13 protein-coding genes are annotated in these 12,492 nt (G+C 63.6%); 10 read left to right on the plus strand and 3 right to left on the minus strand.

The window, feature by feature from the left end; all coding sequences use genetic code 11:
• On the plus strand, nt 1-1,132 hold a 1,132-nt coding region (locus Q8R73_RS10360), incomplete at its 5' end, for an EAL domain-containing protein (protein WP_305719453.1).
• Here the strand turns inward: Q8R73_RS10360 and Q8R73_RS10365 are convergent.
• Nucleotides 1,129-1,803 (minus strand): DUF599 domain-containing protein, encoded by a 675-nt coding sequence (locus Q8R73_RS10365; protein ID WP_305719454.1) that lies wholly within the window; start codon nt 1,801-1,803, stop codon nt 1,129-1,131. The genes Q8R73_RS10360 and Q8R73_RS10365 overlap by 4 nt on opposite strands.
• Nucleotides 1,804-1,938: 135 nt before the next feature.
• Between Q8R73_RS10365 and Q8R73_RS10370 the strand changes: the two genes are divergently transcribed.
• The 4 genes from Q8R73_RS10370 (at nt 1,939) to Q8R73_RS10385 (ending at nt 4,664) form a co-directional block, all read left to right on the plus strand.
• A complete protein-coding gene (locus Q8R73_RS10370) occupies nt 1,939-2,598 on the plus strand; it encodes a glutathione S-transferase family protein (RefSeq protein WP_305719455.1) in 660 nt (219 codons plus the stop codon).
• 280 nt (nt 2,599-2,878) lie between these two features.
• Entirely contained in the window at nt 2,879-3,082 is a 204-nt protein-coding gene (locus tag Q8R73_RS10375) for a hypothetical protein (protein WP_304874438.1), read from the plus strand.
• 145 nt (nt 3,083-3,227) lie between these two features.
• Nucleotides 3,228-4,187, plus strand: a complete 960-nt coding sequence (locus tag Q8R73_RS10380; protein ID WP_305719456.1) for a hypothetical protein — start codon at nt 3,228-3,230, stop codon at nt 4,185-4,187.
• A gap of 39 nt (nt 4,188-4,226) precedes the next feature.
• Nucleotides 4,227-4,664, plus strand: coding sequence for a DUF1489 family protein (locus Q8R73_RS10385; protein ID WP_305719457.1), 438 nt, complete (start codon nt 4,227-4,229; stop codon nt 4,662-4,664).
• On the opposite strand, the gene panC is transcribed toward Q8R73_RS10385, so the two are convergent.
• On the minus strand, nt 4,661-5,512 hold the full coding sequence (gene panC / locus Q8R73_RS10390) for a pantoate--beta-alanine ligase (RefSeq protein ID WP_305719458.1): 852 nt from the start codon (nt 5,510-5,512) through the stop codon (nt 4,661-4,663). The genes Q8R73_RS10385 and panC overlap by 4 nt on opposite strands.
• 270 nt (nt 5,513-5,782) lie before the next feature.
• Here panC and Q8R73_RS10395 point away from each other — a divergent pair, with 270 nt between their 5' ends.
• The 4 genes from Q8R73_RS10395 to Q8R73_RS10410 all read left to right on the plus strand — a co-directional run bounded on the left by Q8R73_RS10395 (nt 5,783) and on the right by Q8R73_RS10410 (nt 9,603).
• Nucleotides 5,783-6,706 carry a division plane positioning ATPase MipZ gene (locus Q8R73_RS10395; RefSeq protein WP_305719459.1) on the plus strand — a complete coding sequence of 308 codons (924 nt, stop codon included), beginning with the start codon at nt 5,783-5,785 and terminating at the stop codon, nt 6,704-6,706.
• 332 nt (nt 6,707-7,038) lie between these two features.
• Nucleotides 7,039-7,920, plus strand: coding sequence for an alpha/beta fold hydrolase (locus Q8R73_RS10400; protein WP_305719460.1), 882 nt, complete (start codon nt 7,039-7,041; stop codon nt 7,918-7,920).
• 122 nt (nt 7,921-8,042) lie between these two features.
• On the plus strand, nt 8,043-8,804 hold the full coding sequence (locus Q8R73_RS10405; RefSeq protein ID WP_305719461.1) for a VWA domain-containing protein: 762 nt from the start codon (nt 8,043-8,045) through the stop codon (nt 8,802-8,804).
• A gap of 76 nt (nt 8,805-8,880) precedes the next feature.
• Nucleotides 8,881-9,603, plus strand: coding sequence for a DnaJ domain-containing protein (locus Q8R73_RS10410; RefSeq protein WP_305719462.1), 723 nt, complete (start codon nt 8,881-8,883; stop codon nt 9,601-9,603).
• A gap of 237 nt (nt 9,604-9,840) precedes the next feature.
• Here Q8R73_RS10410 and Q8R73_RS10415 read toward each other — a convergent pair whose 3' ends face one another.
• Nucleotides 9,841-11,667 (minus strand): D-alanyl-D-alanine carboxypeptidase, encoded by a 1,827-nt coding sequence (locus Q8R73_RS10415; RefSeq protein ID WP_305719463.1) that lies wholly within the window; start codon nt 11,665-11,667, stop codon nt 9,841-9,843.
• A 402-nt stretch (nt 11,668-12,069) separates the two neighbouring features.
• On the opposite strand from Q8R73_RS10415, the gene Q8R73_RS10420 reads away from it, so the two are divergent.
• Complete coding sequence (locus Q8R73_RS10420; protein WP_305719464.1) at nt 12,070-12,411, plus strand: phasin family protein; 342 nt, start codon at nt 12,070-12,072, stop codon at nt 12,409-12,411.
• Nucleotides 12,412-12,492: the final 81 nt, after the last annotated feature.

A 12,492-nucleotide genomic window follows, 5' to 3' on the forward strand; every position in this document is an offset into this window, starting at 1 on the left:
TTACGTCTCCGAATTCACCGGGGACCTGACGGTTTTTCGCGAAGTGGATGCGCCGGGACTGGAGGCGCTGATCAAGGTCGGCGATTCCCGCTCGCTGGAGGACGTCTACTGCCGGCACATTCTTGAAGGGCGGCTGCCTGAACTCATTCCCGACACGTCGCTGGAGCCGCTGGCGAAAGCGATGCCGATCACGGCGGCGGCCAATATCGGCTGTCATATCAGCGTGCCGATACGGCTGCCGGACGGGCGGCCCTATGGCATGTTCTGTTGCATCGGATTTGAAGCCAATCCGTCGTTGAATGCGCGGGACCTGCAAACCATGCGGGCCTTCGCCGACCTTGCGGCATTCGAGATCAACCGCGATCTTGTGATCGCGGAAGCCGCCGGCCAGAAGCGCGAACGGATCGGCGACGTCATCGACCATGGCCTGTTCGCGGTCGTCTATCAACCGATCCGGGATATCCGCAGCGGGCAGGTCGTCGGCTTTGAATGCCTGACCCGGTTTTCCGGAGTGCCGACCCGGCCGCCCAACGAATGGTTCGGCGAGGCCGCCGAAGTCGGTCTTGGAAGGGAGCTGGAGCTTGCCGCCATCCGCGCCGCCGCCGGCGCGCTGGGTTCGCTTCCGGATCACCTGCACCTGGCGATGAATGCGTCGGTGGAGACCATCATGAGCCGCGAGTTCGCCGATGTCATGAACGAACTGCCGCCGGAGCGGATCGTGATCGAGATCACCGAGCATTCCGACGTCGAGAATTACGAGCACCTGTTGCGCGCCCTGCTGCCATTGCGACAGCGCGGCTTCAGGCTCGCGGTGGACGACGCCGGCGCGGGATACTCCAGCCTTCGCCACATCCTCAACCTGCAGCCCGATTTCATCAAACTCGACATGGGCCTGATCCGGAATATCGATGTCGATCCGGCCCGCCGCGCGCTGGCGTCGGCCTTGATAGGATTTGCTCGCGAAACCGGCAGCGTCATCATCGCCGAGGGTGTCGAGACCGCATCCGAGTTCGAAACATTGCAATTGATCGGTGTCGAGCAGGTGCAGGGCTATTTCCTGGGCCGTCCGATGCCGCTGGAATGCGCATTGCGATCGATCGAGCCGGCCGCCGAGGCCGCACGTGTCGCCTAACCCATCGCCCGCCAGGCATTGGAAGCGAATTGCCGGCGCCAGGTCACGATCACGACCGCCGCCGTGGTGACGAACAGCACCCAGGGGCTGATGAACCAGCCGAGATAGCCGAGCGCGAAAAAGAACGCGCGCTGGCCGCGGTTGAAATGCCGGCCCGCGGCCTCGAAAAGTCTCGTGGTGCGGATGACATGGGCTTCCGCTTCCGCGGTATCGCGCTGCTCGACAGGCGGCATCGCGCCGAGCAGGATCGAGACATAGTTGAACAGCCGGTACGACCAGGCGAACTTGAAGAACGCGTAGACGAAAATCAGGATCAGCCCGACGCATTTGATCTCCCAGAGCGCTGGCGAGGTCTTGAGGTCGATCGGCAAGGCTCCGAGCACGGCCAGCGCCTCGTTGGTCGCCCGCAGCAGCGCCAGCGCCCCGCCGACCGCGATCAGGCTGGTGGAGGCGAAAAATGCCGTACCGTTCTGCAGCGCGCCCATGATCTGCATGTCGACCATGCGCGCCTCGCGGTCGAGCATGCGCCGCACCCAGACCTCGCGATAGACATTCATGCGGGCCGACAGGCTGTCGCGTCCGTAGGCGGTATGCTCCAGCGTGATGGCATACACCGTCCATTCCAGGACGAAGAAGCCGATCGCCAGAATGTCGACCCAGTATGCCGCCATGTCCCATCCTCCGGATGCCGGCGAAGGCATGCCACGCATGACCCAGCGCGGCAACCGGGCCGCCGCCGATCGGCAGGTTGAATCGTCGCCGAGCGTTGTGGCAAGGTGACTGGCCAACAACAGGATTGCTTCGAGATGACCCTGAAACTGGTGATCGGCAACAAGAACTATTCGTCGTGGTCGCTGCGGCCCTGGCTGGCGATGCGTGCCGGCAACATCCCGTTCGAAGAGATTTTCGTTCCGCTCTATACCGACAAGGCGGCCGACAAGGACCGGATCCTGAGTTTCTCGCATTCGGGCAAGGTGCCGGTCCTGATCGATGGCGACATCACGATCTGGGATTCGCTGGCCATCATCGAGTATCTGGCCGAACGCTTTCCGGAGGCCAGGCTATGGCCCGAAGATCGCGCGCGCCGCGCGCATGCGCGCTCGATTTCGGCCGAGATGCATTCGGGCTTCGTGGCCCTGCGCAACGAATGCGGCATGAACCTGCATCGCCCGGTCAGGGCTATCGAATTGTCGGCCGACGCCCGCGCCAATGTCGCGCGCATCGAAGCGATCTGGACCGAATGCCGCGAACGCTGGGGAAGATCGGGGCCGTTCCTGTTCGGGACCTTCGGCGCCGCGGACGCCATGTTCGCGCCTGTCGTGCACCGGTTTCGTACCTATGCGATCGCCGTGGCGCCGCAGGCGGTGGCCTATATGGAGACGATGACGGCATTGCCCGCCTTCGCGGAATGGACCCGCGCGGGCCTCGCCGAAACGCTTGTCATCGAGAAGTTCGAGACGGTGTGAGGCGTTAAGTTCCGGAACGAATGGGTGCGCCGGAGAGGGCAAGTTCCCCTGCGGGGTCAAGGCCGTCCCAAAGCACCGCGTGACGCTCCGGCAGGCAGCCGCGCAGGTTAGTCCAGTCCCGGCAGATTGGCAACTATCCCCATGAAAAGGCTGTTAAATATGGGTGTTTGCCATGCCTTGATGTGACTGGTTTATTCGGCGGCCCCTGTGCTATCTTGCCACAGGGTTTTCAGTCGGCAGAAGCCAGCGGGACCGTGGGTGGAGCCGACCTTTTTGCGTGATGGAGAGGGCGTTGAAGCATAAATTCACCGTTGGAGAGACCGTCTATTTCACCGCCAGCAACGTTGCCCGTCCGGCCGCCAGCGGTACCTATGAGGTAATCCGGCTGCTGCCGACCGATGGCGACGACTACCAGTATCGGATCAAGAGTTCGACCGAGGCTTTCGAACGGGTGGCCAAGGAAAGTCAGCTCGACATCTCCTGAGAGAATGGCGTGCGGGGTTGAGCCGTTTCCATTCCGCTCGCCGTCAAAACGCCCGGTTCGCGGAACTATGCTGCAATAGTCGAGTGCGTCAGGATCGGCATTCAGCTTTCGCTGGATGCGTTTGCTGCGTTGGGGGACACCGCGCATGAACTGGGACTGGGCTTCGTCGCTGGAGCGATTCTGGCATTCGCCAAATTTGTCGATGTGGCTGACACTGGCCACGGCCGGATTTTTCGCGATCATCGTGCTCATCATGTTGTTGCGCGCCGAGAAGTCGGTTGCCAACGGCACGCTGGCGGTGATTACGCTGCTGGCGATCGGCGTCGCGAGCACGGCATTTCTTCGCGGGTTCGAGCCGGACGGCCGCACTGCATCCGCCGAGGCGGGGTCGCCGGCGCCGGTCATGGCAGCATTTCCGGCCTTGTCTTGTATCGACGATCTGGCCGGCGAAACCGTGCTGACGGCTTGCGAGAAGGCGCTGTTCGGTTCCGCCGAGGCAACCGCCGCGGCGCTTTCCTATGCGGCGGCCCAAATCACGCGGCTGACGGCGCATGGCGACGTCGCGTCCGCCAACAACAGGCTGACACCCGAACTGCAGGCGCTGCGCGGGGCCATCGAGCGTGACCGCTACGGCTTGATGGCCCATGTGCTGCTGGCGCGCGACCGTTGCACGCCGTCGGATTGCGCCGCCTTTCAGTCGCTGACCAATCGCCAGCAACTCGTGTCCAACATGGATGAGCGGATCTATGACGGCCTGGTGATGCGCTACTCCGCGTCATGGAACGCACCGGCGCCGATGGCGGCGGCAGCGCCGCTGTCGGCGCTCGCGCCGACGATGCCCACCGGCAAGCCCACTACGGCTGATTTTCCGTCGGCGGCCTCGACCCCGCCGGTCAATATCATGACGCCCGAGCCGGCGACGGCAGCGGCGCCGTCCGCGCCGCGCGCGCCTGCGCTTGCGAATGCGCCGCTGCCGTCGTCGCGCCCGGCAACCCCGCCCACGACCGCGGCGACCGCGCCGGTTGCGGCCAAGAAACAGCCCGCACCGAAGTCCTCACGCGCTGGTCCGGTTCAGCTTGCGCCCCCCGCGGCCGAAGACGAGTGATGCTTCCAAAACCGGTCGCCGGGCGCTAAACGTCACGTTATGCCACTTCATCTCGTCAAGCTCTGCGTCGGCTGCGAATCCATCAAGGAACTCAGGGGCTGGGTCGCCGAGCGCATGGCGACGGCCAGGAAAAAGGGCCTGCCGCTTCATCATATTCACGTCACCCGGATGACGCCGAAACGCGGCGACGAAATCGTCGCGGGCGGCTCGCTTTATTGGGTGATCCGCGGCGAGATCGCCGCCCGGGAAAAAATCATCGCGATCGAGCCGTTCCGCGACAAGGACGGCTTCGGACGATGCCGGCTGGTGATGCAGCCCAAGGTGATCGCGGTCTCGCCGCGGCCGATGCGGCCGTTCCAGGGCTGGCGCTATTTCACGCCGGATTCGGCTCCGCCCGATCTCGGCAAGGCTGCCGCCAGCGTCGCGGCGATGCCGGAGCCGCTGCGCCGCGAATTGCGCGATCTCGGACTGCTTTAGACCCCGATATTATCGATCAGCCGCGTCTTGCCGAGCCTGGCCGCCACCAGGATGCGCACCGGGCCGTCCTTCACCGAAGCGATCGGCGCCAGCGTCTCGGCATGCCGGGCCTCGAAATAGTCGAGCACAAAACCGGCGCTCGCGATCTGCCCGGCGCCGCCGGCCATCGCGTCCTCAACCGCGTCGCCGGCGCGCAGGCGCGCGGCGCTTTCCTTCATGGCGCGGTACAGCACCGGTGCGATCTGGCGTTCTTCAGGCGTGAGGTAGACGTTGCGCGAGGACATCGCGAGGCCGTCGCGCTCGCGTACGGTTCGCGAGCCGATCACCTTGACGCCGAGGTCGAGATCGCCGGCCATCCGCGCCACCACCCGGAGCTGCTGGAAATCCTTCTCGCCGAAAATCGCAAAATCCGGCCTGACCTGCGCGAACAATTTGCCGACGACGGTGGCGACGCCGCCGAAGAAGTGCGGCCGGAAGCGGTCCTCCAGCCCTGCGGTGGCCGGTCCCTCCGGTACGATGCGGGTGGCGAAGCCCTCGGGGTACATGGCCTTGACGTCCGGGTTCCAGATCAGGTCGACATCCTCGGCGGCGAGCCTGGCGAGATCGGCCTTCCAGGTTCGCGGGTACGAACCGAAATCTTCGGTCGGTGCGAACTGAGTCGGGTTCACGAAGATCGAGACGATGACTTTCCTGGCCCGGCGTTTCGCGAGTCGGACAAGCGACACATGGCCGTCATGGAGCGCTCCCATGGTCGGCACCAGCGCGATGGTGGCTTTTCGGGCGCGAAGGCCGTCGAGGGCGCGACGCAATGCGGGGACCGTGCGGACGATCATGGGACTTCGTGACATGGGGCTCGATCTCTTGCGGCAGGGAGGCCTTGGCCCTGCTGCCTGGGCGGGGAGGGCGATCTTATCAAGAGCCGTGAATTGCCGCCAATCCGATCGCAGCCGCGATCAGGCGAAGCGACCGCGCGCCAGGCGTGCGCCAGATCACAGACACTGCCGCACCGTGTCTGCGATTAATGATTAAGGCAGACAGCCAGCGATTTGAAGAAGCTGTGAAGCATTTCACTTGACCGCGGTCGCGCGTAATTTGATGATATCCGCAGGGGCTTAATCATGTTGGTGCAAACCAGTCAGGGGCAATCGGGCTCGGCGCATGTGGTCGTGCTGGGCAACGAGAAGGGCGGATCGGGAAAATCCACCACCGCCCTGCACATCGCTGTCGCCTTGATGAAAGCCGGCCAGCGCGTCGCCACCATCGATCTGGATTGCCGCCAGCAGAGTTTCACCCGCTATATCGGCAACCGCAGCGCGTGGGCGCGGCGCACCGGCCTCGATCTCGAGATCCCGGTGCATTGCTGCATCAAGCTCGGCGAGACCATGCAGATCGCCGACAACGAGACGTCCGAGTTCCAGCAATTCATGGACGCCGTCAGCGCGGTCGAGCGAACCTTCGATTTCATCGTGATCGATACGCCGGGGTCGGACAGCTATCTGATGCGCCTCGCGCACTCGATGGCGGACACCCTGGTGACGCCGATCAACGACAGCTTCCTCGACTTCGACGTGCTGGGGACCGTCGACCCCGCCACTTATTCCGTGACCGGCGAGAGCCACTATGCCGAGATGGTGAGGGATACCAGGCGCAAGCGCCGCCAGCTCGACGGCGCCACCACCGACTGGGTCGTGGTTCGCAACCGGCTGTCGATGCTGGGATCGCGCAACAAGCAGCTTGTCGCCGACGGTCTCAAGGAACTGTCGTTTCGTCTCGGTTTTCGCTCGATCGATGGCTTCGCCGAACGCGTGGTCTACCGCGAGTTCTTCCCGCGCGGGCTGACCGCCCTCGACGACCTCGACGAGGCGACGCTCGGCACCCGCCCGAGTCTCGGCCATGTGACGGCGCGTGAGGAGGTGACGAGCCTGCTGCGCCAGTTGAAGCTGCCGCTGGATGAGCGCGGCCGTCGCCGCGCGGCCAACCGGGCCGAATGGTTCAACCAGGTCGACAAGCCGCTCGAAGTCCACGACATACTCGGCGCCTGACCGTGTGTGGTGGGCAATTACCGCCGGCTCGAAGCGGGGTATCCCGCGAAAATGCGTCCGGGCGGAACTGAACGCGCCGCCGCCGGTTTTTTTAACAGGCCCTTACCTAAGTTCCTGAACCTAACCTTGAGTGGTGACGTCCGACAGTGTGAAACGCAGTGCGGGTTCCTGGGCTGTGCAACTGCACAAAAAGCGGTTGCACCGCACAACGATCAGGCGGCCGATTCACAACATTTGGTCTTCCGGTCAACTCGCCGTGACATATATCATGGACAAGGGAACGCAGAGTCCCGAGCATAGGAATATCCCTGAACGGGGTCCCGAGGACGAACATGAAACGTGGAATTCTGGTTCTGCTTTCGCTTACCGTTCTGGTTGCGGTCGGCTACTTCACCGCAAGCAAATGGGCGATCCGTCATGAGACGGTGACGTTCATCGATTCGGCGCGCGGCAACCGTCCCGTCGCGGTGTCTATCGCCGTCCGGCGCGACAAGGAAATGCAGGCCAATGCCGGCATGATCACGCTGCCGGTGGCAGTGCTCAATCATGGCAACACCGTCAAGAACAGCGAGTATTCGTTTCTCGCCAACGTATTCGCGGCGCGCGGCTACATTTCGCTGAGCCCCCAGCATGACCTGCCGACCGATCCGCCGATGGTGACCAAACCTGGCGAACTCTATGTCGGCCGCCTGCCGCAGATCCAGCGCGGCGTTGCCAACATCCATTTCGCGGTCGACGAGATGAAGAAGGTCCAACCCAACGCGAACTACGACAAGCTGACCATGGTAGGGCATTCGATGGGCGGCGACATCTCGATGTATTTCGCCAAGGAGTATCCCGACCAGATCAAGAAGGTCGTGACGCTCGACAATCTGCGCGTGCCGTTCACGACCGACGGCAAGTTCAAGATCCTGTCGTTCCGTTCGAAGGATGCCCAGTTCAAGCCGGATCCCGGTGTCGTTCCCGATGCCGAGCAGTGCGAGAAATCGGACATTACCGTCGTGGATACCGGCTTCCAGCACAACGATATGCGCGATACCGGTCCGGACAATGCGAAAACGGCGATTCAGACCATGCTCGACAAGTTCCTGGGCGATACCGACAGCGCGCTGGCGCCGGTCGATACCAAGAAGCCGAAGATCGTCGAGCCGGCCCCGGGTTCGATCTCGGCGTTGAGTCCTGTGTCGAAATCGCCGCGCGCGGTGACGAATTGATCGTTGTCGCTGTGCGCCGGCTCAGGCCGGGTTACAGGCCGGTTGCGGATAGGCAAGCCGCGCGGCATTGACCGCTTGCCGATCCCGGCCCACATAGGGCTCGCTGCAATTTGCGAGTGCTGATGTCCGGCGAGCCGACCAAACCGAAATCCACAGGCGCCGTTTCCGCGTCGCAAGAACCTGCGTCCGGCAAGCCGCTGCCGGAAGCGAGGCCGTCCGCTTCCGACGAGATCGCCGCCTTCGTCGCCAAGGCCCGCGCGATGTCGCCGCACGCCGCCGGAGCCCGCGGCCGCATGGTGTTCGCGCTCGACGCCACCATGAGCCGGCAGCCGACCTGGGACATGGCCTGCGCGCTGCAGGCCGACATGTTTCGCGAGGCTGCTGCCCTCGGCAGTCTCGACATCCGGCTCGTCTATTATCGTGGTCTCAATGAATGCCGGGCCTCGGGATGGATTTCCGACAGCGCGCAACTGGCCACGCTGATGGGCAAGATCGATTGCCGGGGCGGCAACACCCAGATCGGCAAGGTGCTGTCGGAAGCGCGGCGCGAGGCGGTGGCGGCCGGTGTGCGGGCGGTGGTGTTCGTCGGCGACGCCATGGAGGAGCCGATCGACGATCTCTGCGTCAAGGCCGGTGAGCTCGGCCTGCTCAAGGTGCCGGTATTCATGTTCCAGGAAGGCCACGACGACGTCGCCGAACAGGGTTTCCGCGAGATCGCGCGCCTCACCGGCGGGGCGTGGTGCCGGTTCGATCCAGGCGCCGCCGCGCAACTGCGCGAGCTGTTGCGCGCGGCGGCGGCCTATGCCGCGGGCGGGCGCGAGGCCTTGCTGAGGCTGTCCAGGACCGGTAGCGGAGCGGCCAGGCTGCTTGGCCAGATGAAGTGAGCGCGCTTCACCGCTTTGAAGGGGGAAGGGCGGGCGAGCGCATGTTTTTTGTCCCTGCCCCTCCTATATAGAGGTCATGGCAACCCTGATCTTCGGCGTCGTCGCCGTTATCCTGCTCTACTCGCTGCTGCAGATGTTCCGTGCGGCCAATCCCGTCATTCTGGCCCGCGCCATCAAGATCGGCGGCGGCATCGTGCTGCTTGCGGTGGCGGCGTTTACCGGCCTCAAGGGGCAACTCGCGGCGGCCATCCCGCTCGGTATCTTCGGCGCCGGGCTGCTCGGCTGGTCGCCGTTCGGGACATCGGGATTCGGCAATGTCGGCGGAATGTTCGGCGGCAAGCGCTCCGCGGGCCAGACCTCCAGGGTCCGTTCGCAGTTTCTCGACATGACGCTGGACCACGACAGCGGTAATCTGTCGGGACAGATCGTGGCCGGACCTTATGCCGGTCATGATCTCGGCCAGTTCGACCTGGCGCAACTGACGGCGATGATTTCCAGCTTCGACGCCGAAAGCGTGGCGCTATTTGAAAGCTATCTGGACCGCAGGTTTCCCGCCTGGCGTCAGGACGCGCAGGGAGACCGGGCAGGGGGGCAGAGCCGCGCGGCGTCGGGCGGAAAAATGACGGACGAGGAGGCCTATCAGATCCTTGGCCTGCAGCCGGGGGCGAGCCGCGACGAAATCGGGCGCGCGCACCGCGCGCTCATGAAGAAACTGCATCCCGATCAAGGGGGGTCGACGTACCTCGCCGCCCGCGTGAACCAGGCCAAGGATACTTTGCTTCGCACGCATTTAAGCTAACTCCGGCAACGCCACCAAACGCTACAAACCGAAAGTTGCTTCCGTTGTTCTCTGTTTAACGCCCCGTGGCCGCCCGCCGTTGTCTGGCGTGGTCGATCCTTCGTCATCCAGTATTAACTGCAAAATCTTGACGAGAAGTTTTCAGGCAGGGAATTTGCGCGCAATCCGGCAAATACAAAAATGCCGGCGCGCGGCGCCGGCATCGAGAGTCGAGATCGACCTTGTGAGCTGTTTGGATCAGTTCCGGACGGTGATGCAGGAAATGTCGGAGCGCTTCAGGGTCTTGCACACCGCCTCGGCCTGATCGCGGTCGAGGCCGGCGAAGCGGGCCCTGTAGAGCTTCCGGTCGCCCTTGGCGATCACCGGCTCGGTGAACGGCTCGGCCTTGGCAAGCAGGCCCCTGGCCTGGCCACGCGCCGTTTCGATGCGCGCAAGTGCTTCGCTCTCGCTTTCGAGGGCGCCGACCTGAATGATCCAGCCGGTATGGACGACGGCAGGCTTGATGGCGCCGTTCTGCTGAATGGTCTGCGGCTGGGCCCGGGGCGCCGGCGCCACATAGGCCATGGCCTGCGAGGGGTGAGCGGGCGGGGTGTTCGAGGCCGGCAATACGCCGAGGATTCCGTTGCCGGTCCCGTGGTTGACCGGCTGCTGCGGCATTTCGGTCCTGGCGACCTGGGTCCTGGCGGCTTGAGTCTTGGCTAAGTTGCTTTCGGCCGTATTGATTTCGGCCTTGTTGATTTCGGCCTTGGCTACCACGGCGCCGGATGTCTCCGGCACGTGACGCGGCGGGGTGATGGCATGGGTGATGGTTGCCGGCTGGTCCGGACCGGCCGAGGCCAGCTTGATCGGTCCAGCCTTGACCTGCACCGTCTTCACCCGGACCGGCTTCATCGGTTCGGACGAGCCGGGGATCGCGGCGATCTGCTGGGTTTGGATAACGCCTGATGTCAGCGGTGCCGGCTCGGTCCTGGCCTGCGGCGGTACGGCCGGGGTGAGTACCATTGGCTTCGAGGCCGGTGCGATCGAACGGGTGGTCGGCGCTGCGGGCGCCGCGGCGGCAACCTGAATCGCGCCCTGGGCCTGAACCGTCTGCGTCGGCCGCGCGGCGGCTTCGGCTTCGGCGACAGCGGCGTTGGCTTCGGGAATGCTGCGCTCGGTAATCGCGGCAACGGTGCGATGGGTGGCGCCCTTTGCGAGATTTTCCGCCAGCAGGTTGCGCATGATGGCATCGCGCGAGCCGCCGCTGCGGCCTCCGAGCACCACGCCGACCAGATGGCGGTTGCCGCGGCGCATCGAGGTCACGAGATTGAAGCCGGAGGCGCGGGTGTAGCCGGTCTTGATGCCGTCGACGCCCTCGACGTTGCCGAGCAGGCGGTTGTGACTGCGGATCGCATGGCCACGATAGACGAAGCTCGAGGTGGCGAAGTAGCGGTAATAGCGCGGGAAGCGTTCCTGGATCGCACGGCCGAGCGTCGCCTGATCGCGCGCGGTGGTCACCTGCTCGCTATTGGGCAAGCCATTGGGATTGCGATACACCGTCTTGGTCATGCCGAGCGCGCGCGCCTTGCGCGTCATCAGCTTGGCGAAATCATCCACATCGCCGGAGATGGCTTCCGCGATCACGACGGACGCGTCGTTGGCCGAGCGCGTCACCAGTCCCTTGATGGCGTCCTCTACGGAGATAGTCTGGCCCGGGCGCAGGCCGAGTTTGGTCGGCGCCTGCCGGGAGGCGAATTCGGATACTTCCATTTCGGAATCGAGCTTCAGCTTGCCGGATTCGAGGCGCTCGAACAGCAGATAAAGCGTCATGATCTTGGTGAGCGAGGCGGGATAACGGATGGCGTCGGGATTGTTGGCGGTCAGCGTCGCGCCGGAATTGGCGTCCACGATGATCGAGGCGAATGCCGGGCTGTAACTGGGTGCCTGCGCGTGGTGGCGAACATGCTTGCGGTAGCGGCGGGCATCGGCGGAATCGGTGGTGAAAATGACCGCGGTGACGATCGTGGCCAGGCCGAGTACGCAAACTCGCAGGTTACGCGAGGAAGCCAAGGTTGTGCGAAGCATAAACTTCCCCGTCCCAATTTCTGTCTTGATCACCGGTTCGTGAGGCTAAATTATGCCCAACGGCCGGCGAGGTTCCCCTGCTCAAGTCCGCATCAGGGCAGGCTTTTTCGCCCTGATGGCCGGTGCGCCCGCCGTGTTAGCTAAGACGCTGTTCACAAACAATTTTTCAGGCTGCTGTCTGGAACGCGAACAAGTCCAAGAATCAGGTTAGGCGGGCCGAGTTTCCAAAAGATTAAGCAACCGTTGCGTAATGCCCCGGTGTTTATGCCTTATTCGATCGAATTGTGCGATGCACAAAGATTCTTGACTTTATTGTGCGATGCACTATGATGACGATCGCAAGGGAGCCGGGTACCTCCCGGCAAGAAATCCAATACGCATCAGTCTGGGAAGGACTCCACGATGGTCAAGGTTGAAGACATCCAGCAGTACGGCAAAGAGCAGCTCGAGACGGTCGTTGCCTCCGCGACGACCATGCAGCACGGCATTCAGGCGATTGCCGGTGCCTACGGCGACTACACCAAGAAGTCGTTCGAGGACACCAAGTCGATGGTCGAGAAGCTGTCCGGCGTGAAGTCGCTGGACAAGGCGATCGAACTGCAGACCGAGTTTGCGAAGTCCACCTACGAGACCTTCATGGCCGAGTCGCAGAAGATCGCCGGTCTCTACAGCGACCTTGCCAAGCAGTCCTTCAAGCCGTTCGAGGGCCTGATCGCGAAGTACACCCCGGCCGCCACGCACTAAGCCCGGCGCGGTTCCAGCATATCAAAAGCCCGGCCGTCATGGCCGGGCTTTTTCGTGTTTGCGGGCTCATTTCCTGTTTGC

The organism is Bradyrhizobium sp. (assembly GCF_030697065.1).
In the GTDB taxonomy this organism is placed as follows: domain Bacteria; phylum Pseudomonadota; class Alphaproteobacteria; order Rhizobiales; family Xanthobacteraceae; genus Bradyrhizobium.